Origin of the sequence: Streptomyces sp. NPDC048436 (assembly GCF_043200355.1) — a bacterium.
In the GTDB taxonomy this organism is placed as follows: domain Bacteria; phylum Actinomycetota; class Actinomycetes; order Streptomycetales; family Streptomycetaceae; genus Streptomyces.
In genome coordinates, this window is sequence record NZ_JBICXP010000006.1 from 353,264 (window position 1) to 371,631 (window position 18,368).

Annotated in this window: 18 protein-coding genes and 2 pseudogenes; 14 read left to right on the forward strand and 6 right to left on the reverse strand. The window is 69.7% G+C overall.

Annotated elements, in window-relative coordinates; all coding sequences use genetic code 11:
• Positions 1–49 precede the first annotated feature (49 nt).
• Entirely contained in the window at positions 50–454 is a 405-nt protein-coding gene (locus ACGFX9_RS22980; RefSeq protein WP_393474914.1) for a VOC family protein, read from the reverse strand.
• Positions 455–721: 267 nt separating this feature from the next.
• Here ACGFX9_RS22980 and ACGFX9_RS22985 point away from each other — a divergent pair.
• Together ACGFX9_RS22985 and ACGFX9_RS22990 are read left to right on the forward strand one after the other, a co-directional pair.
• Positions 722–1,750: pseudogene (locus ACGFX9_RS22985) on the forward strand (alpha/beta hydrolase family esterase); the annotation flags it as partial.
• Positions 1,751–1,812: 62 nt separating this feature from the next.
• On the forward strand, positions 1,813–3,195 hold the full coding sequence (locus ACGFX9_RS22990; RefSeq protein ID WP_393474917.1) for a tannase/feruloyl esterase family alpha/beta hydrolase: 1,383 nt from the start codon (positions 1,813–1,815) through the stop codon (positions 3,193–3,195).
• Positions 3,196–3,221: 26 nt separating this feature from the next.
• Here the strand turns inward: ACGFX9_RS22990 and ACGFX9_RS22995 are convergent, their stop codons facing one another.
• Together ACGFX9_RS22995 and ACGFX9_RS23000 are read right to left on the reverse strand one after the other, a co-directional pair.
• Complete coding sequence (locus tag ACGFX9_RS22995; RefSeq protein WP_393474921.1) at positions 3,222–4,397, reverse strand: serine hydrolase domain-containing protein; 1,176 nt, start codon at positions 4,395–4,397, stop codon at positions 3,222–3,224.
• A 141-nt stretch (positions 4,398–4,538) separates the two neighbouring features.
• Entirely contained in the window at positions 4,539–5,054 is a 516-nt protein-coding gene (locus ACGFX9_RS23000; RefSeq protein WP_393474924.1) for a lytic polysaccharide monooxygenase auxiliary activity family 9 protein, read from the reverse strand.
• Positions 5,055–5,333: 279 nt separating this feature from the next.
• Here ACGFX9_RS23000 and ACGFX9_RS23005 point away from each other — a divergent pair, with 279 nt between their 5' ends.
• The 4 genes from ACGFX9_RS23005 (at position 5,334) to ACGFX9_RS23020 (ending at position 7,669) form a co-directional block, all read left to right on the forward strand.
• Positions 5,334–6,383 (forward strand): YihY/virulence factor BrkB family protein, encoded by a 1,050-nt coding sequence (locus ACGFX9_RS23005; protein WP_393474927.1) that lies wholly within the window; start codon positions 5,334–5,336, stop codon positions 6,381–6,383.
• A gap of 216 nt (positions 6,384–6,599) precedes the next feature.
• Entirely contained in the window at positions 6,600–6,971 is a 372-nt protein-coding gene (locus ACGFX9_RS23010) for a phage holin family protein (RefSeq protein WP_393475406.1), read from the forward strand.
• The gene (locus ACGFX9_RS23015) at positions 6,968–7,372 is read left to right on the forward strand and encodes a DUF3618 domain-containing protein (protein ID WP_393474929.1); all 405 of its coding nucleotides are present in this window, start codon (positions 6,968–6,970) and stop codon (positions 7,370–7,372) included. Before ACGFX9_RS23010 ends, ACGFX9_RS23015 begins: the two co-directional genes overlap by 4 nt.
• Before the next feature lie 30 nt (positions 7,373–7,402).
• Positions 7,403–7,669, forward strand: coding sequence for a DUF4235 domain-containing protein (locus ACGFX9_RS23020; RefSeq protein WP_393474932.1), 267 nt, complete (start codon positions 7,403–7,405; stop codon positions 7,667–7,669).
• A gap of 87 nt (positions 7,670–7,756) precedes the next feature.
• On the opposite strand, the gene ACGFX9_RS23025 is transcribed toward ACGFX9_RS23020, so the two are convergent.
• Positions 7,757–8,509: a sulfite exporter TauE/SafE family protein gene (locus ACGFX9_RS23025; protein ID WP_393474935.1), complete on the reverse strand. Its 753-nt coding sequence runs from the start codon at positions 8,507–8,509 to the stop codon at positions 7,757–7,759.
• Between the two features lie 69 nt (positions 8,510–8,578).
• Here ACGFX9_RS23025 and ACGFX9_RS23030 point away from each other — a divergent pair.
• Positions 8,579–8,803, forward strand: a pseudogene (locus ACGFX9_RS23030) (hypothetical protein); the annotation flags it as partial.
• Here ACGFX9_RS23030 and ACGFX9_RS23035 read toward each other — a convergent pair.
• Positions 8,793–9,902 (reverse strand): sugar ABC transporter substrate-binding protein, encoded by a 1,110-nt coding sequence (locus tag ACGFX9_RS23035; RefSeq protein WP_393474938.1) that lies wholly within the window; start codon positions 9,900–9,902, stop codon positions 8,793–8,795. The pseudogene ACGFX9_RS23030 and the gene ACGFX9_RS23035 overlap by 11 nt on opposite strands.
• Positions 9,903–10,482: 580 nt before the next feature.
• Between ACGFX9_RS23035 and ACGFX9_RS23040 the strand changes: the two genes are divergently transcribed.
• From ACGFX9_RS23040 to ACGFX9_RS23070, 7 genes are all read left to right on the forward strand, one after another.
• Positions 10,483–11,769 carry a carboxylesterase family protein gene (locus ACGFX9_RS23040; protein ID WP_393474941.1) on the forward strand — a complete coding sequence of 429 codons (1,287 nt, stop codon included), beginning with the start codon at positions 10,483–10,485 and terminating at the stop codon, positions 11,767–11,769.
• A 322-nt stretch (positions 11,770–12,091) separates the two neighbouring features.
• Entirely contained in the window at positions 12,092–12,295 is a 204-nt protein-coding gene (locus ACGFX9_RS23045; RefSeq protein ID WP_393474944.1) for a cold-shock protein, read from the forward strand.
• A gap of 163 nt (positions 12,296–12,458) precedes the next feature.
• Positions 12,459–13,979: a DEAD/DEAH box helicase gene (locus ACGFX9_RS23050; RefSeq protein WP_393474946.1), complete on the forward strand. Its 1,521-nt coding sequence runs from the start codon at positions 12,459–12,461 to the stop codon at positions 13,977–13,979.
• Between the two features lie 74 nt (positions 13,980–14,053).
• The gene (locus ACGFX9_RS23055; RefSeq protein WP_393474948.1) at positions 14,054–14,632 is read left to right on the forward strand and encodes a TetR/AcrR family transcriptional regulator; all 579 of its coding nucleotides are present in this window, start codon (positions 14,054–14,056) and stop codon (positions 14,630–14,632) included.
• 91 nt (positions 14,633–14,723) lie between these two features.
• Complete coding sequence (locus ACGFX9_RS23060; RefSeq protein WP_393474951.1) at positions 14,724–15,506, forward strand: oxidoreductase; 783 nt, start codon at positions 14,724–14,726, stop codon at positions 15,504–15,506.
• Between the two features lie 168 nt (positions 15,507–15,674).
• On the forward strand, positions 15,675–16,244 hold the full coding sequence (locus ACGFX9_RS23065; RefSeq protein ID WP_393474954.1) for a TetR/AcrR family transcriptional regulator: 570 nt from the start codon (positions 15,675–15,677) through the stop codon (positions 16,242–16,244).
• A 130-nt stretch (positions 16,245–16,374) separates the two neighbouring features.
• Positions 16,375–17,598, forward strand: coding sequence for a GDSL-type esterase/lipase family protein (locus tag ACGFX9_RS23070; RefSeq protein WP_393474957.1), 1,224 nt, complete (start codon positions 16,375–16,377; stop codon positions 17,596–17,598).
• 12 nt (positions 17,599–17,610) lie between these two features.
• On the opposite strand, the gene ACGFX9_RS23075 is transcribed toward ACGFX9_RS23070, so the two are convergent.
• Positions 17,611–18,348 carry an ankyrin repeat domain-containing protein gene (locus ACGFX9_RS23075; protein WP_393474960.1) on the reverse strand — a complete coding sequence of 246 codons (738 nt, stop codon included), beginning with the start codon at positions 18,346–18,348 and terminating at the stop codon, positions 17,611–17,613.
• Positions 18,349–18,368 lie beyond the last annotated feature (20 nt).

Here is an 18,368-nt window from a genome sequence, read left to right on the forward strand (position 1 = left end):
GTTGCCCGCGTCCGCCCAGCTCCCCGATGCGCGCGGTGTCGGCGCCCCCTTACCTGTCCTGCGGGTACCAGCGGAGTTCGACGGTGTTGCCGTCGGGGTCCCGGATGTAGACAGACTCCGCCTCGCCGCGGGCCCCGAAGCGGCCGACGGGGCCGTCCAGCACGTCGAACGTGCCCGAGTCGATGACCTCCTGCCAGTCGAGTGGGTCGACGACCAGACAGATGTGGTCCACGTTCGACTCGCTGCGCGGGCGGTCGAAGAGGTCGATGATCGTGTTCGAGTTGATGCGCACGGAGGGGAAAGGCACCTTGCCCGCCCGCCACTCCTCCACTCGGACCGGTTCGAGACCCAGAGGACCGCAGTAGAACTCCAGGGCGCGCTCGACGTCCTGGACGTTGAGAACGAGATGGTCGAAATCCTTGATGCGCACGCGCATGGACATGCCTTTCGTCATCGGGACACCGCCTGCTCGGCGACGACCACACGTTCGGTGATCGCCCCTACAGACCGGACGCCCACCGTAAACTCATCGCCCGCGTCACAGGTGTCCTCCCCGCCCCTGCCACGACTGCCGGTCAGCGACCCCGCACCCGGCCGCGCAACAGGGCGTACATCCGTGCCGCGAGCGGTGGTTGTGGCGTCCGCCGCCATGTCGCGGCGGCCAAAGCCACTCCTAGGGTGACCGGCACCCCGCACGCCGGCCCACCCGCAGGAGGCCCTCATGCCGCACGGAACAACACCGCCCGCACTGCCCGGAGGACGGCTCAGGCGCGGACTTCGGAGGTGCGGCCTCCTGGTAGCCGCCCTCGCGCTCGCCTCGGGAGCATCCCTGTTCACCCCCGCCTCCCAGGCGAGCGCGGCCGTCGCCCTGGAACGGGTGACTGACTTCGGGGCCAACCCGGGCGCCCTCAACATGTACGTCTACAAGCCGGCCTCCGCGCCCGTCCACCCCGCGGTGGTGGTGGCCCTGCACGGATGCACCCAGAACGCCGCGGTCTACGCCGACAACTCGGGACTGACCAAGTTCGCCGATCAACACGGGTTCCTGCTCGTCTTCGCCGAGACGACCCTGTCGAACAACAGCAACAAGTGCTTCAACTGGTTCCAGAGCGGCGACACGCGACGCGGTCAGGGCGAGGCCGCCTCTATCCGGCAGATGGTCACCAAGGCCCAGTCCGCCTACGGAGGAGACCCCGCCCGCACCTATGTCACGGGCCTCTCGGCGGGCGGAGCGATGACCTCCGTCATGCTCGCCACCTACCCCGACGTCTTCCGGGCCGGAGCCGTGGTCGCGGGTCTGCCCTACCGCTGCGCCACCGACGTACTCTCGGCGTTCACCTGTATGAGCCCCGGAGTGAGCCGGACCCCCGCGGCCTGGGCGAAGAGCGTCAAGGACGCCTACCCGGGCTACTCGGGGCCCTGGCCGCGCGTCGCCATCTGGCACGGTGACCGCGACACCACGGTCGTGCCGAAGAACGCCGACGCCTTGCGGGACCAGTGGACGGCCGTGCACGGCCTGGCGCAGAGCCCCGACCGGACCTCCACGATCGGGCCCGACAGCACTCGGCGGGAGCAGTACCTGGCCGCCGACGGCAGCGTCGCGGTCGAGGTCGACCGGGTGCCGAACATCGGCCACGGCACACCCGTGGACCCGGGCAGCGCGGCCCAGCAGTGCGGCGCCACCGGGACCGCCCACTTCATCGCCTCCATCTGCTCCAGCTACTGGATCAAGGACTTCTTCGGGCTCGACGCGTGAAGGCCGCCGACCGCAACACCCCATGGAGGCGGGGTAGTTCAGCTCGCGGCGGCCTGGTGCGCCGCGTCGCCGCAGGAGCCGTACTGCTGCTCGCATTCACCGCGAACCCGAGCGATGCCCTCCCGCAGACGGGCGCGCCCCGGGATTGCGACCGCGTCGACCATCTGCGCGTCCCGGGCGCCGAGCATCAACAGGCAGCCTGCCTGGGTGAGTTGACCACCGCCGGGACAGTCGCGTCGGGGCACACCGACCCGGCCGACTGGGCAGGTCTCACGCCCAAGGACCTGTCCGTCCCCAGCGGCGTCCCCGGCATCCAGATCGACGGATACTTCCCCGACACCTCCACCACCAACACCCACCACGGCTGGAACCACGACGCCCAGTTCGTCATCCGGCTGCCCGACCGCTGGAACGGCGGCCTGGTCGTCGCCGGCACCCCGGGCAACCGGGCGCAGTACGCCAACGACCGCGCCATCGCCGACTGGGCACTCGCCCGCGGCTACGCGTACGCCGCCACCGACAAGGGCAACACCGGCCCTGGCTTCCACCGCGACGGACGGCGGCCGGGCGACGCCGTAGTGGAGTGGAACCGGCGCCTCACCCAGCTCACCCGGGCCGCCCGCGGTGTCGTCGCCCAGCGCTACGGCCGCCCCGCCCGACGCACCCTGGCCACGGGCATCTCCAACGGCGGCTACCTCGTGCGGTGGCAGTTGGAGAACCACCCCGAGCTCTATGACGGCGGCGTGGACTGGGAAGGCACGCTATGGACTGCGGAAGGGCCCAACCCGCTCACGTTCCTGCCGACCGCTCTGCGCGCCTATCCGGTGTACGCGGCGGGCGGCGCCGGAGCGTCCCGCGCCCACCGGCAGCTGATCGCGGCCGGATTCCCCGCGGGCTCGGAGTTCCTGTGGGCCTACCACGACCGCTCCTACTGGGACCTGACCCAGCGCGTCTACCGCGAGGAGTTCGACCCGGACTTCGACGGCGCCACCGAGGCGGGAACCCCGTACTGCACATCCGGGACACCCGGCTGCGACGCGGACTACGACTACGCGAACCGTCCGGCCCGGGTGCACCGCGCGGTGGAGCGGGTCGCGCTGACCGGACGGATCGGCAAACCGCTGATCACCGTGCAGGGCACCCTCGATGTGCTGCTGCCCATCAGCCGCGACGCGGACGTCTACGCCCGCATGGTCGACGACGCGGGCCGGGGCGGCATGTTCCGCTCCTACCGCGTCGAGGGCGCCACACACACCGACGCGCTGTACGACACCTTCCCCGACAGGCTCCGCCCGCTCCTGCCGTGCCACCGCTCGGCGTTCACCGCCCTTGAGGAGTGGCTCGGCACCGGCCACCGGCCACCGCCGAGCCGCACGATCCCGCGCCCGCCGGGGGAGGACCCGGTCGGCCTGCTGACCGACTGCCCGCTGGCCGGCTGACCACCCCGGGCCGGGTGCCCGCCTCCTCAGGCCCCGGCCGCGTACCGCCAGAAGTCCCGCATCAGCGCGGGGAAGCTGGGCCCGCCCATCTGCAGCTGGCTGAACATCAGAGTGACCGTGCCGGTGGCCGGGATGATGTGCGCTGCCGTGCCCGTGCCGCCGACCCAGCCGTACCGTCCCGGAACGCTCCACGGCTCGACGGTCTCGACGTCCACCGCACCGCCGAAGCCCCAGCCCATGCCTTCGAGGAAGAGCCCGCCGGACTCCCGCTCCGACGTGGTCAGTTGATTGGTGGTCATCTGGCGCACCGAGTCGGGCGTGAGCAGACGACGGCCGTCCGCCGCCCCCTCGGCGAGCAGCATCCGCCCGAAGGCGAGCCAGTCGTCGAGGGTCGACACCAGGCCGCCGGCGCCGGACGGGAACGGCGGCGGGCTGCTCCACTGCCCGTCGGGGGCGTCGAGCAGTTCGAGCCCGCTGATCGGATCGCGCTCGGGCCCGGCCTCGGGACCGGCGGCGTAATAGCTGGTGAACCGGTCGAGTTTGCCGGGCGGAACGGAGAATGCGGTGTCCGTCATCCCGAGCGGTTCGAAGATCCGCTCGGCCAGGAAGTCGGGCAGCGGGGTTCCCGTGACCCGGGAGATCAGCACGCCCTGGAGATCGGAGCAGATGTTGTACAGCCAGCCGTCGCCGGGCTGGTGGAGCAGCGGGATACGGGACAGCGTGGCCATCCACTCATCGGGTTCCGCCACGGCCTGCGGCTGCGGAGGCCCCTGCTTGAGCTCGCTGAACAGCGGCGCGAGCGCGGGCAGCGAGAAGTCGGAGGCGAAGCCGTAACCGGCGCGGGAGGAGAGCAGATGGAACACGGTGATGGGCCGGACCGCCGGGACCACGTCGTCCACCGGCGAGGACGGCGTGCGGACCACGCTCGGTGACGCCAGCTCAGGCAGCCATTGACCGACCGGGTCCTCCAGTGCGATCCGGCCGTCCTCGACCAGCATCATGACGGCCGCGGCGACGACGGGTTTGGTGATCGAGGCGATGCGGAAGATGGAGTCCCTGGCCATCGGGGCGGAGCCCTCGACATCGACGGACCCGACGGCCGCGACCTCCTCGACCCGGTCGCGGTGGGCCACCAGGCCCACCGCGCCCGGCACCGAGCCGTTGCTGACGTGTGTCTCCAGGGTTCTGCGCAGATCGGCCATGTATCCACCTTCTCAGCCATCGGCAGGACCGGCAGCCCGCTCCGTACGGAAAAGCCCGGTCTGCGAGGCCGTCGGCGCGAGGGTGCCGGGGCCCGGCAGACCGGGTGGGGTGGTGTGGGGGAGCCACCCCGGGCGGGAGGCTCAGCCCCCGATGTTCACATCGATGCAGGCGTAGAAGGCGTTGGCGGTGTCGGCGATGTTCCACACCGCGAGCACCTTCTGCTTGCCGCTGAGGCCTCCGAAGTCGACCTTGTGCGTGACGGTGTCGCCCGGCTTGGCGCCGCCGTCGTCCACTTCGGCGATCTTGTTTCCGCCGACGAAGTACTGCCAGCTGTTGGTGGCGTGAGCCGCCGTCAGCTTCCAGCTGAACTCCTGTGACGACCCGACGTCGGTGACCTTCCAGCCCTTGCTGTCGTCGTCCAGTTCGGAGAACCGCGCGTTGCCGCCGCTGCACGTCGTCTGTCCCTTGGGGCCCTCGACGCTCTGCGGTTCGTTGGTGATCTCGCCGCAGGAGACGGTCCCGGCCGCGCACTGTGCCTGACGGCTCGGGGGTGAGGAGACGTAGCCGTGCGCGGCGGCCGGGGTGACGGAGGCCAGGACGAGCACGGGCGCGAATCCCGCGCCCAGGGCGGCTGCCAGCTTCTGCTTCTTGTTCATCTCTGTTCCCTCTGGGGTGGGGGATGAGGGGCGAGAGACAACCGGGCGCCTCGGTCGACTCATTGGCCTAGACCATACTGATTGTCAGGCCACCGTCAACCCTTCAAGTACTCCTGGTGGAGCGGAAGTTGCGGCTGACCTGCCCCTATGGGGATGGAATTCGTACGTCCGCTCCGGTGGCCGTCGCGATCAGGCGAGCATCCCGAGGGCCAGGGCACCGGCCACCGGCGCGGCGTGGACGAGCGGTGTAACGGCCACGCCCCGGGATACCCGGCCCGCATGACTGAAGCGCAGGTACCGGGGCGTAAGAATCAGTACGACGGCGGGACGGCCGGGGAAGGGGACCCCGGGCCGGGACCCGAGGTGGAGCGGCGTGCGCCGGACGGCCCGACGAAGCTGCCGAAGCACGCCTGGGGAGCGGTGCTCAAGGGCAGCGTGAAGGAGTTCAAGGACGACGAGCTCACCGACCGCGCGGCAGCGCTGACCTACTACGGCGTGCTGTCGCTCTTCCCCGCGATGCTGGTGCTCGTCTCCCTCCTCGGCATCACCGGCAAGTCCGCCACCGACAAGGTGCTGGACAACCTCAAGCAGCTCACCCCCGGTTCCGCGCGGGACATCGTCACCAAGGCCGTCGAGCAGTTGCAGGGCAACGCCGGCACCGGATCCGTCATGGCCCTCGTCGGTATCGCGCTGGCCGTGTGGTCGGCTTCGGGCTATGTGGGCGCGTTCATCCGCGCGGCGAACGCCGTCTACGACATGCCCGAGGGCCGCCCCGTATGGAAGGTCCTGCCCGTACGCCTGGGGCTGACCGTCGTGCTGATGCTCCTGGCCGTGGTCAGTGCGCTGATCGTGGTCTTCACCGGCGGCCTCGCGCGGCAGGCCGGGGGCGCGCTCGGGGTGGGCGAGGGCGCGCTGACGGTGTGGTCCATCGCCAAGTGGCCCGTCCTGGTCGTCCTGGTCACCGTGATGATCGCGATCCTGTACTGGGCGAGCCCGAACGCCAAGATCAGGGGCTTCAGGTGGATCACGCCGGGCAGTCTGCTCGCCCTGGTCATCTGGGTGCTCGCCTCCGCGGGATTCGCCTTCTACGTCGCGAACTTCGCCTCGTACAACAAGACCTACGGCACGATGGCCGGCGTCATCGTCTTCCTGGTCTGGCTGTGGATCAGCAACCTGGCGATCCTCCTCGGCCTCGAGTTCGACGCGGAGACCGTACGGCAGCGGGCGATCGCGGGTGGATACCCGCCGGATGCGGAGCCCTACGCGGAGCCGCGTGACACCAGGGCGTGGGACGAGGAGGACCGGCGCCGACTGGACGACGGGATGTGAGCCGGCTCCTCTCGGTGGCCCCGTTCGAGCGGGAATCCTCCCGTCTGATCCGGGCCGAGCTGGGTACTCGCGCGATGGAAGGGCCGGGACGCCGCAGCGCGGCCCGGCAGGCAGAGATGGAGAAGACGGGAGGTGATCGCCGTGTCGAGCACGCAGCCGCACGTCACCGGAGCCGATCAGGGCGCCCGGTCGGGGCAGGAGCCGGTGAGTGAGTCGGTGAGCGAGCTGGTGCAGCGGGCTTCGCAGCAGCTGACCGAGTTGGTGCGCGGTGAACTCCGCCTGGCGCAGGCGGAGATGAAGGAGAAGGGCAAGCGTTACGGCAAGGGCGGCGGTCTGTTCGGCGGCGCGGGCGTCGTCGGCTTTCTGATGCTCCAGGCCCTGGTGGCCACCGCGATCGCCGGTCTGGCCGTGCCGCTGCCGGTGTGGGCCGCCGCTCTGATCGTCACCGCCGTACTCGGCGTGATCGCCGCCGTGATGGCGATGACGGGCAAGAAGCAGGTCGGCCGGGCCGCTCCGCCGGCTCCCGGACAGACCATCGACAGCGTCAAGGCCGATGTGGCCGAGATCAAGGAGAGGGCACAGCGATGACTCAGCCGCCTCATGACGAGCCGACCGCCTCCAACCCCGAGGAACTGCGCGAACAGGTCGAGAACACCCGATCCGAGCTCGGGGAGACCGTCGCGGCGCTCGCGTCCAAGACCGACGTCAAGGCCCGTGCCAAGGAGAAGGCCGTGCAGGTCAAGGAGCAGACGGCGGTGAAGGCCGACGCGGTGAAGGAAGGGGCCACGGCCAAGGCGGGCGAGGTGAAGGCCAAGGCCGCCGACATCGCGCACCAGGTGCAGGACAAGCTTCCCGAGGCGCCGGAGCCGGTGCGGCAGAAGGCGGCACAGGGCGGCCAGTTGGCGCGGGACAACCGCACCGTGCTGTTCGCGGCGCTCGGCGCGAGCGTCGTCACGCTGTGGGCTGTGCGCCGCCGCAAGAAGGGGTGACCGGATGAAGGCGTCAGAAGGGATGACCTGGTGAAGGCATCGAAAATCGCCTACAAGCCGGTCGGTCTCGCGCTCGGAGCCGTCAGCGGCATGGTGGCCGGAGGGGTGTTCAAGCAGACCTGGAAGGTGCTCGCTTACGACGAGGACGCGCCGGACGCCACCGACGAGGGCCGTACCTGGACCGAAGTGCTGGTGGCCGCGACGCTGCAGGGCGCGATCTTCGCCGCGACCAAGGCCGCCGTCGACCGCGCGGGAGCCACTGCCGCCCGTCGGCTGACCGGCACGTGGCCCGGCTGACCGCACGCCCTGGGGCGCGGCACCGCGGCCCGGGCCCGCGCAGGGAGACACGCGGGACCGGGCCGCGTCCGTGGGCAGTGCCGACACTCACAGGGCCACGGCGACGGCCGCCGTCACACCGATGACCACGATGAGCCCCCGGAGCACGGCGGGCGAAAGGCGGCGGCCCACCCGCGCGCCGAGCAGCCCTCCCAGCGTCGAGCCGGCGGCGATCACACCGGCCACCGTCCAGTCGACGGTGGACACGGCGATGAAGACGACCGCCGCGACGCCGTTGACGATCGAGGCGAGTACGTTCTTGACGGCGTTCAGGCGCTGCAGGTCATCGCGGAGGAACGTCCCGAACAGCCCCATGAGCAGCACCCCTTGGGCGGCGCCGAAGTAACCGCCGTAGACACCGGTGCCCAGCACACCGGCCCACAGGGAGACACCGCCGTCCGTACGGCCGCCGCCGTCGCGCCGCGTGAGCCACTTCTGGAGGCGGGGCTGCAGCACCACAAGCACGCACGCGACCAGGATCAGGACCGGCACCGCCGACTGGAACGCGTCGGCGGGCAGCGTCAACAGCAGCACCGCTCCGATGATCCCGCCGAGGAGCGACGCGAGTCCCAGCTTGAGCAGGCGGGGGAGCTGCCCCTTGAGCTCGGCGCGATATCCGTACGCCGCACTGAGAACGCCCGGTACGAGACCGATGGTGTTGGAGACGTTCGCGAGGACCGGCGGGTATCCGAAGGCGAGCAGGGTCGGAAAGGTGATCAGGGTGCCGGAGCCGACCACCGCGTTGATGCCGCCGGCCGCGACGGCCGCGGCAGCGATGGCCACTGTCTCAAGTACCTGCATGTGTCACCCTTCCCGGGACGGCCGGCGTACCGGAGCGCGGGCAGCCCGGGACGGAGAGTCTGGTGCGAGGCGGGCATCCAGCTCATCGGACTCCCGGAGAGCGCGACCTCCCGGGCGTGCCTGGACACGTGGTTCGCCGAGTCCGAGCTGCCCACTCTGTGGGCCGGTTGGGCGGTGCGCCGGTGGGACGCGCTGTCGCCCTTGGCGAGGGACTTCGCCGATACGGTCAGTCAGTACCGCGCCGTGCCACATGCCCCAGGCGGCCTCGCCGCGGCTACGACCGCTAGCCCTTGAGGCCGATCGCGGCGCACGCCGACTTGTACGCGGCCGTGCAGATCTCCCCGGTCTTGTAGACGCCGTCCTTGATGACCGTGGACTTGATGGTGTCCTGGGTCAGGGGGCGGACCGAGATGAGGAGGGAGGGGATGTTCTTCGTGGTGGCGTTCGCGGACCTGTCCCCGGCCAGGGCGTCGTACTCGACCATGCGCCCCTGGGCGATCCGGACCGCCATCTCTGCGGCGCCGACGGCCTCCTCGGGGTAGGGCTTGTAGACGCTCATGTACTGCTCGCCCGTGACGACGCGCTGCACGGCCGGCAGCTCCGCGTCCTGGCCGGTGACCGGCGGCAGGTCGGTGAGGCCCGCGGCCTTCAGGGCCTTGATCACGCCGCCCGCCATGCCGTCGTTGGCGGAGTAGACGGCCGCGATGTCGTCCTTGCCGAGGGCGGTGATCGCGTCGGTCATATGAGCGCCCGCGGTCTTCGGCTTCCAGCCCTCGGTGTCGTACGACTTGGCGACGTCCACCTGGTTCTGGAGCTGGGAGAGCGCGCCCTCCTTGAAGACGGCGGCGTTCGGGTCGGTCGGCGAACCGTTGATCATGACGACCTTGCTGCTCTGGTGGCCGCCGTCGCCGAGCGCCTTCAGGATCGCCTGGCCCTGGACCTGGCCGACCAGTTCGTTGTCGAAGGCCACGTAGCCGGAGACGGGCCCCTCGGCGAGACGGTCGTAGGCGATGACGGGAATGTCCGCTTCCTTCGCCTTCTTGACCGACGGCGCGATCTTCTTCGCGTCCACCGCGCTCACGAGGATCACGTCGACCTTGTCGGCGACCATCTTTTCGAGCTGGCCGCTCTGCTTGGCGGCGTCCTCGTCGGCGTTGGCGTAGACCAGCTTGCCCTTGCCGTTGGTCAGCTTGCTGACCTGCTTCTCGATGATGGGGTGGTCGAACTTCTCATAGCGGGCCGTCTCCGCTTCGGGCAGCAGCAGGCCGATGGTGACCGCGTCACCCTTCCTCTTGCTCTGTGCTTTTCCGTCGTCGGAGTCCAACAGGCTGCCGCATGCGGCGAGCGAGAGTGCCAGAGCGCTGACAGATACGGCGACGGTGGCTTCACGCATACGGGAGTTCATTCGCCCACTTCCTCGATCGGACCGCTTCGTTGTGGTCCGAGATGGCTGAAAGCCAACCCTGCGGTCTTCCCGGCGTCAAGGAGTCAATGCATAACGAGATAGCAATGGAACATGTGTTCCGGAATTGAACTGTTCCGCATTTACACGTGACAACAGAGGCGCTGCGGGACGAGCCGGTGAGGCTGCGGCGGGGGCCGTCGCGGCGCTGCGCCGCCGCGCGCCACCGCAGGTGGGCCGCCCTGTCATGGACTCGGCGACACTGGCCGGGGCCCGTGGGCGTCCCCGGAAGCAAGCCGTCGCTCCGTCGAAACTCATGGCCTATCCATGCATTTCCCGGGGGCTCGAGGCGCCTCTCGCCGGAGGGCCGGGAGTTGTCCACCCGGCACGGATTTCGCTCTCCCGGTGAACCGAATCGAGGCGGCTTCCTTGCTGACTATTTGTCAATTCCTTCTGGAAACAGCTGCTGCGAACAGCGGCTGCAAAGAGGCCGGTGGGGCGGTGGCGCCGTTTCGCGCGATGCCCGAGACTGCGCCGGGACCAGCCGTACCCGCCGCGGAGGGGTAGAAGCATGACCGCATCGACGACGGTGATCCGGACCGGGCCTGTCCGCTACGCCACCGCGGAGCGCTTCGCCCGCCCGCGCCCGGTCGCGGGGCCTGGCCCCTTCCCCGCGAGCGGTGAGATCTGCCCGCAGCTGCCGTCCCGGCTCGACGCGGTGATGGGCCCACCGCTCGACAGCCACCCGCAGGGCGAGGACTGTCTGAACCTCGCGATCACGACACCGGCCCGCGACTCGGGGGCCAGGCCCGTGCTCGTGTGGTTCCACGGCGGCGGGTTCAGCAGCGGCGCCGGACTCATGGACTGGTACGACGGCGGCGCGCTCGCAGCCCAGGGCGATGTGGTGGTAGTGAGCGCCAACTACCGTCTCGGGGCGTTCGGTTACCTCTGTCTCGACGGAGTCAGCGACGGCAACCTCGGTCTGTACGACCAACTGGAGGCGCTCCGCTGGGTCAGCGCACACATCGCCGCCTACGGGGGAGACCCCGGGAACGTCACGGTGGTGGGACAGTCGGCGGGCGGCCTGTCCATCCGCCTCCTCCTCGACATGCCGGAGGCCAAGGGGCTGTTCCGCCGGGCGATCCTGCAGAGCGCCCCGCTCGCGCTCGCGGCGCGCCCTCGGGAGGACGCCCGGACCGTGGGCCGCCTCTTCGCCGACTTCCTGGCCTCGGATCCGCGGACCGCCGACGTGACCGCGATCCTTGCGGCACAGCGCGAGACGGCCCTGGCGAACCTGCGCCGCTCCGGCAACGCGATGCAACCCGCGTTCACCCCGGTCCACGAGGCCGACCCCCTTCATGAGCCCGGCCCCGCCTTCGACGAGAACGTGCGAGGCCTCGACGTCATGTACGGCTGGAACCTCGACGACATGACCGCGTTCGCCGGAAAGGGCAAGGGAGGAGGAGGGGGGAAGGGCAGGAGCGAGGGTGAGGGTGAGATTGAGGTTGAGGGTGTGGTCGAGGGTGGCGACACGGCTGAACTGACCCGTCGTGCCTACGAGGAACCGCTCACCCTCTTCGGTGCCCGCCTGGCGCAGGCCGGCGGGCACGTACATGCCTACCGCCTCGACTGGCGCCCGCCCGGCTCACCCTTCGGAGCCACCCACTGCGTCGAGTTGCCCCTCCTCTTCGGTTCGCGGGAGGCATGGCGGGCGTCGCCGATGCTCGGGGACGCTGACTGGGAGGACGTCGACAAGCTCGGCTCCGCGCTGCGCACCACCTGGATCACCTTCGCCCGCACCGGCGCGCTGGGTCCCATGGTGGAGAGCGCCCCCTGGGTAATTTCTCGTCCCGGGTGAGATCAGATTTCCGTACATGGCGAGAGTAGATTCCCGTACCGGGTGAGACCAGAGGTCCGGAAATCTCCGCAATGTGGTGCGGGCGTAGGGCCGGTCGGGCGAAATAAGTGGCGCGTGCCCGTGCCGCGAGGCCCATCTCGTGCTACTGTTGATCGTAGTTGCAGTTGTGGTTCCCATAAGACTTCAAGTGCCTTTGGTGGATCTATTCCGCCGGGCACTTTTGTATTTCCGGAAGAAGTTTTCCGGACGGGGCAATCAACGTGGCGACGCCGAGGTTCGCACAGTGCGGGCTTCGGAGCTTGCCCCGAAGGAGATATTTAGTATGGCTACTGGCACCGTGAAGTGGTTCAACTCGGAAAAGGGCTTCGGCTTTATCGAGCAGGAGGGTGGCGGCCCCGACGTCTTCGCCCACTACTCGAACATCGCCAGCCAGGGCTTCCGTGAGCTTCAGGAAGGCCAGAAGGTGAACTTCGATGTCACTCAGGGCCAGAAGGGCCCGCAGGCCGAGAACATCACTCCTGCCTGACGCTGAAGCGTAAGACGACGCTGGTGCCCGCACCTCACGGTGCGGGCACCAGCTCGTTGCTGTCTACAGAAGTTTTTTCTTTTACTCGGCTCGTGCTTGCAATTCGTTCGGTTGACATACGCCGAGAATTCCTCGATGCGTGCCCTATCGAGGAAGGTTCTCCATGAACCGTTCAGCTCGCACGAACGACCGCTATTCCAACTCCCGCAACAACTCCGACCCCCGCGGCGCCAGCGCGCGCAAGGGCGGAGGCGCCCGCCCCGGCTACCGCTCCGGCGGACAGGGCCGCCGTCCCGTCGCTCCGCAGGGCGAGTTCGCACTGCCGGTCACCATCACCCCGGGCCTCCCCGCCGTGGAGACCTTCGGTGACCTGGACATGCCGGCCCAGCTGCTCAAGACGCTGACCGACCTCGACGTGACCGAGCCGTTCCCGATCCAGGCGGCCACGCTGCCCAACGCCCTCGCGGGCCGGGACGTACTGGGCCGCGGCCGCACCGGATCGGGCAAGACCCTCGCCTTCGGGCTTCCGCTCCTCGTACGCACCGCTGGACAGCGTGCCGAGTCGAAGCGGCCCCTGGCCCTGGTCCTCGTTCCTACCCGTGAACTCGCCCAGCAGGTCACCGAGGCGCTCACTCCCTACGCCCGGTCGCTGAAGCTGCGCATCGCCACCGTGGTCGGTGGCATGTCCATCGGCAGGCAGGCCGGTGCGCTGCGGACCGGTGCCGAGGTGCTCGTCGCCACGCCGGGGCGCCTCAAGGACCTCATCGAGCGCAGGGACTGCCGCCTGGACCGGGTGAACATCACCGTCCTTGACGAGGCTGACCAGATGGCCGACATGGGCTTCATGCCGCAGGTCACCGAACTGCTCGACCAGGTGCGCCCCGACGGCCAACGGATGCTGTTCTCCGCCACCCTCGACCGCAACGTAGACCTGCTGGTCCGCCGCTACCTCCACGACCCGGTCGTCCACTCGGTCGACCCGTCCAAGGGTGCGGTCACCACGATGGATCACCACGAGCTGCATGTGCACGGCGCCGACAAGATGGCGACGGCCACCGAGATCGCGGCGCGCGACGGCCGCGTGCTCATGTTCCTGGACACCAAGCACGCCGTCGATCAGTTCACCAAGCATCTGATGGGCAGCGGCGTACGCGCGGCAGCGCTGCACGGCGGGAAGTCGCAGCCGCAGCGCACGCGCACCCTCGCCCAGTTCAAGACCGGCGCCGTGTCGGTCCTGGTGGCGACGAACGTCGCGGCCCGCGGTATCCACGTCGACAACCTCGACCTGGTCGTGAACATCGACCCGCCGAGCGACCACAAGGACTACCTGCACCGTGGTGGCCGTACGGCCCGCGCGGGTGAGTCCGGCAGCGTCGTCACCCTGGTGACGCCCAATCAGCGGCGCGACATGAGCCGACTGATGGCCGCCGCCGGCATCAGGCCGCAGATCACCCAAGTGCGTTCAGGCGAGGCCGAGTTGAGCCGCATCACGGGAGCCAAGGCGCCCTCCGGGGTGCCGATCGGGGGCAGTGCGCCCATCGATCGCCCCAAGCAGCGCGGCGGCGCCCCCTTCCGGGGGATGGGGACGCGCCCGGGCCGCTCCGGCGGAGGTTCCCGCCGGTCAGGGGAGTCGCGTGAGATGGCCGAGGCCCGTAAGGCGGCGCGGGTGCGGCGTGCCGCGTAAGGCGGCGCGGGTGTCGCGTGCCGCCTGAGCGGAGTTCTTGACCTAGAGGTCAAGAAAGGCTTAGGCTCCCAGTCATGGGAAGGCCGAAGCAGTTCGATCCGGACACCGCCATCGCGCAGGCCATGGAGGTGTTCTGGCGCAAGGGGTACGCCGCCACGACACCCCAGGACCTCGTCGACGCGCTCGGTATCGGCAAGGGCAGTCTCTACAACACCTTCGGCAGCAAGCACGCCCTGTTCGAGCAGGCGCTGCGCCGCTACCGCGACGGTCAGGCCGCGGCCCTCGTCGAGATCCTCGGGGAGCCGGGGCCCGTCAAGGAGCGGTTGCGCGCGGCGCTGTGGCTGCTCGTCGAGATGGACCTCGCCGACCCGGACCGGCGGGGCTGTATGGCGGTGAACACCGCCGCGGAGCTGGCCGGTACGGACGAGGTGGCTACCGAGTTGGTCCGGCGCATGTTCGACCGCACGGAGGAAGCCTTCTGTGCGGTGGTGGAGGAGGGGCAGCGGGCGGGGGAGATCGCTCCCGGCCGTGATGCCCAGGCCGTCGGAAGTCTGCTGCTGAACACGACCGTCGGGTTGCGGCTCATGGCGCGGGTCGCCGAGGGTCCCGGGCGTCTTTCCCGGGTGATCGACGCGATGGTCGACTCTCTCTGATTTTTGGCCGGACGCGGCTTTGGCCGCAGACGTCTGCCCATGTTTTGTACCTGTAGTTCAAGAACTGTTGGTTCTAAGGAGCTGGAAAAGCATGAAGCTCGACCTCAATGCCAAGACCGCAGTCGTCACCGGTGCCAGCCGCGGCATCGGCCTGGCCACCGTAAGGACCCTCATCGACGAGGGCGTCCGCGTCGTGGGCGCCGCCCGCACCATCACCCCCGAACTCAAGGAGTCGGGAGCCTTCGCCGTCTCGGCCGACCTCAGCACGGCGGAGGGAGTGGCCACGCTCATGGACGGCGCCTTCGCCGAACTGGGCGGCATCGACCTGCTGGTGAACAACGTCGGCGCCGGTGATGCCGTGGAGCTGGTCGGCTTCCTCGACACCGACGACGCGCAGTGGCAGGGCGTCTTCGACCTCAATCTGCTCAGCGCGGTCCGCGTCACGCGCGCCGCGCTGCCCAGTCTCATCGAGCGCCGCGGTGCGATCGTCAACGTCTCGTCGATCAACTCCCGTCTCCCCGCGGCAGGTCCCGTCGCCTACAGCGCCGCCAAGTCCGCCCTCACCTCGCTGGGCAAGTCGCTGGCCGAGGAGTTCGGGCCGCGGGGTGTCCGGGTCAACACCGTCTCGCCCGGTGTGGTGCGCACCGCCATCTGGGAGGACCCCGAGGGGTTCGGTGGCAAGGTCGCGGCGAGCGCCGGGGTCGAGCACGCGGCGTTCCTCGAGCAGATCCCGGCCGCGTTCAACATCACCAGCGGCCGGATCACCGAGCCTCAGGAGGTTGCTTCGCTGATCGCGTTCCTGCTGTCGGGTGTGGCGGGGAATGTCACCGGCGCGGATTACGTGATCGACGGGGGGACGGTCAAGACGGTGTGATGTCACGCCGGTGGTCTCTGGGCTCTGGGCTCTGGTCTCAGGTCTCCCGGGTCGGTCTGTGGTGGCTGGGTTACCGGAGCCCCCGTAACCCCGCCCTATGGCGATGGCTGATATGCCTAAAGAGATTAGGCGGCTGCATAATCAGTTCTGCCAAACGGAGGGATGGGCATGGTTCGTGCAGGACTGACCACGGAGCGGCTGGCCCAGGCCGGAGCGGAGCTTGCCGATGAGGTCGGCTTCGAGCAGGTGACCGTCTCGGCGCTCGCCCGGCGGTTCGACGTCAAGGTCGCGAGCCTGTACTCGCACCTGAAGGGCTCGCAGGACCTCAAGACGAGGATCGCCCTTCTCGCACTGGAGGAACTCGCCGACCGGGGCGCCGCCGCCCTGGCCGGCCGGGCCGGAAAGGATGCCCTGATCGCGCTCGCGAACGTCTACCGCGACTACGCCCGGGAGCATCCGGGCCGCTATGCCGCGGCCCAGCTGAGGCTCGACCCGGAGACGGCGGCCGTCAGCGCGGGCGGCAGACACGCGCAGATGACGCGGGCGATCCTGCGCGGCTACGACCTGACGGAGCCGGACCAGACCCACGCGGTGCGGATGCTGGGCAGCGTCTTCCACGGCTACGTCAGCTTGGAAATGACGGGGGGCTTCAGCCACAGCGCCCCCGATTCGCAGGAGACGTGGTCGCGGATCCTCGATGCCCTCGACGCTCTCCTGCGGAACTGGCCCGCGTCCTGACCGGTCCCTCACCGGGCTAGCGCGTCGGCCCGCTGTCATCGGAGCATCGACGTATCGACCGATCGATATGTCGGTGCTCCGCAGCCACCGGCCTCAACCACCCGAATGCTTTGATCAACAGGCGGACACCATGCACACCGAGCACACCGACCACGTCGAGCGCGCCGACCACACCGACCGCCACTGGATAAGTACGCCCATCACCGCGGACATCCTGCGCGGCGCCCTCGACCTGGAGCGGACCGCCCACGGTGTGCTCCCGCACCGGCTGCCCGCATGGGCCCGCGCCCAGTGCACCGACGGGCAACTGGCCATGGCGGAGGCCCAGCCCTCCGGCGTACGTCTCGCCTTCCGCACCCGGGCCACCGCCGTCGAACTGGACACGCTTCCCACCAAGCAGGCCTACGTGGGCGCCCCGCCCCGGCCCGAGGGCGTGTACGACCTGCTCGTCGACGGGCGCCTTGCCCGGCAGGCCGGCGTCAGCGGCGGCAACACCCTGACCATCGACATGACCACCGGATCCGCGGAGACCACTCCCGGCGCGGTCGGGACGCTCCGTTTCACCGATCTGCCCGACCGCGTCAAGGACGTCGAGATCTGGCTGCCGCACAACGAGAAGACCGAACTCGTGGCCCTGCGCACCAACGCCTCCGTCGAGCCCGCACCGGACCGGGGCCGCAAGGTATGGCTGCACCACGGCAGTTCGATCAGCCACGGCTCCGACGCCGCCGGCCCCACCACCATCTGGCCCGCACTCGCGGCCTCCCTCGGTGGCGTGGAACTGATCAACCTGGGCCTGGCCGGCAGCGCCCTGCTCGACCCGTTCACCGCCCGCGCCCTGCGGGACACCCCGGCCGATCTCATCAGCGTCAAGATGGGCATCAACCTGGTCAACGCCGATGTGATGCGGCTGCGCGCTTTCGCCCCCGCCATGCACGGCTTCCTGGACACCATTCGCGAGGGGCAGCCCACCGCCCCTCTGCTGGTCGTCTCGCCCATCCTGTGCCCCATCCACGAAGACACGCCGGGCCCAAGCGCCCCGGACCTCACCGCCCTCAGCGCCGGGCGGCTGCGGTTCAGTGCCATGGGTGATCCGGCGGAGCGGGCGAGCGGGAAACTGACCCTGGGTGTCATCCGCGAAGAGCTGGCCCGGATCGTGGAGCAGCGAGCGGCGGAGGACCCGAACCTGTACTACCTCGACGGCCGTGACCTCTACGGCGAGGACGACTCGGCCGAGCTGCCGCTGCCCGACGACCTCCACCCGGACGCCGCCGCCCACCGCCGCATGGGCGAACGCTTCGCGAAGCTGGCCTTCGCGGCCGAAGGCGCATTCGGGGACCGTGGCGCCGTCTGAGAACGACCTGACCTATCCGAGCCCGGCCCGCGCCTTCGCCCCACGGGTGAGCAGCCATTCGACGACGTCATCAGCCTCCTGGGCGCGGGCGACGTCCAGGGCGGTCATGTCGTCGTAACCGATCCAGTTCAGATCGGCTCCCTGCCCCAACAGAAGCTGAGCTGTGGCTAGTTGGCCGCCGTGACAGGCGCCCCAGAAAGCGCTGGTGATCGCGGAACCGGTGGGGGAGTCCGAGGAGTTGAGGAAGGCCTCGACCTGGCCGAGGAGGCCGAGCGTGGCCGCGTCCTGCAAGTCCGCCCGGGCACCGTGCTCCAGGAGCCGGCGCGCCGCCCGCCACTGCCCGAAGCCGCGCGCGTCGGCGAGCGGAGTGCCGCCGCCGATGACCGCGCCGGTGGCCTCGATGTCGGCGCACGCTTCGATGAGTGCGTCCAGGGCGGTGACGTCGTCGTTGCCGGCCGCCCAGTGCAGGGGTGTCTCGGAGTGGCTGCCGACGAAACGGGCGTCCACGTTCGCGCCCGCAGCGACGAGAGCGGCGATGACCGCTGCGGCGCGGGGGTAGTGGCCAGGCCAGTCCGTGGCGATGTGCAGGAGGCTTCGTCGGCCCGCGGCGGGCCCGTCCTGGCTGATGAGGCACGTGGCCAAACCCGGCCGCGCGGCCAGGAGTTGGTGCAGGGCGGGGACGTCACCCTTCCGGATCACCTCGGTCACCGTTCGAGCAACGGGGTCCTGAGAGTCGAGGGTGATGTCCATGCGGGGAGGCCTCCTGCTCG

Bases quoted from the DNA above. Each gene is read 5' to 3' on its own strand.
- ACGFX9_RS22980 (WP_393474914.1), bottom strand. From the start codon at position 454: ATGACGAAAGGCATGTCCATGCGCGTGCGCATCAAGGATTTCGACCAT.
- ACGFX9_RS22995 (WP_393474921.1), bottom strand. From the start codon at position 4,397: ATGGCCGATCTGCGCAGAACCCTGGAGACACACGTCAGCAACGGCTCG.
- ACGFX9_RS23000 (WP_393474924.1), bottom strand. From the start codon at position 5,054: ATGAACAAGAAGCAGAAGCTGGCAGCCGCCCTGGGCGCGGGATTCGCG.
- ACGFX9_RS23005 (WP_393474927.1), top strand. From the start codon at position 5,334: ATGACTGAAGCGCAGGTACCGGGGCGTAAGAATCAGTACGACGGCGGG.
- ACGFX9_RS23015 (WP_393474929.1), top strand. From the start codon at position 6,968: ATGACTCAGCCGCCTCATGACGAGCCGACCGCCTCCAACCCCGAGGAA.
- ACGFX9_RS23025 (WP_393474935.1), bottom strand. From the start codon at position 8,509: ATGCAGGTACTTGAGACAGTGGCCATCGCTGCCGCGGCCGTCGCGGCC.
- ACGFX9_RS23035 (WP_393474938.1), bottom strand. From the start codon at position 9,902: ATGCGTGAAGCCACCGTCGCCGTATCTGTCAGCGCTCTGGCACTCTCG.
- ACGFX9_RS23040 (WP_393474941.1), top strand. From the start codon at position 10,483: ATGACCGCATCGACGACGGTGATCCGGACCGGGCCTGTCCGCTACGCC.
- ACGFX9_RS23045 (WP_393474944.1), top strand. From the start codon at position 12,092: ATGGCTACTGGCACCGTGAAGTGGTTCAACTCGGAAAAGGGCTTCGGC.
- ACGFX9_RS23050 (WP_393474946.1), top strand. From the start codon at position 12,459: ATGAACCGTTCAGCTCGCACGAACGACCGCTATTCCAACTCCCGCAAC.
- ACGFX9_RS23055 (WP_393474948.1), top strand. From the start codon at position 14,054: ATGGGAAGGCCGAAGCAGTTCGATCCGGACACCGCCATCGCGCAGGCC.
- ACGFX9_RS23060 (WP_393474951.1), top strand. From the start codon at position 14,724: ATGAAGCTCGACCTCAATGCCAAGACCGCAGTCGTCACCGGTGCCAGC.
- ACGFX9_RS23065 (WP_393474954.1), top strand. From the start codon at position 15,675: ATGGTTCGTGCAGGACTGACCACGGAGCGGCTGGCCCAGGCCGGAGCG.
- ACGFX9_RS23070 (WP_393474957.1), top strand. From the start codon at position 16,375: ATGCACACCGAGCACACCGACCACGTCGAGCGCGCCGACCACACCGAC.
- ACGFX9_RS23075 (WP_393474960.1), bottom strand. From the start codon at position 18,348: ATGGACATCACCCTCGACTCTCAGGACCCCGTTGCTCGAACGGTGACC.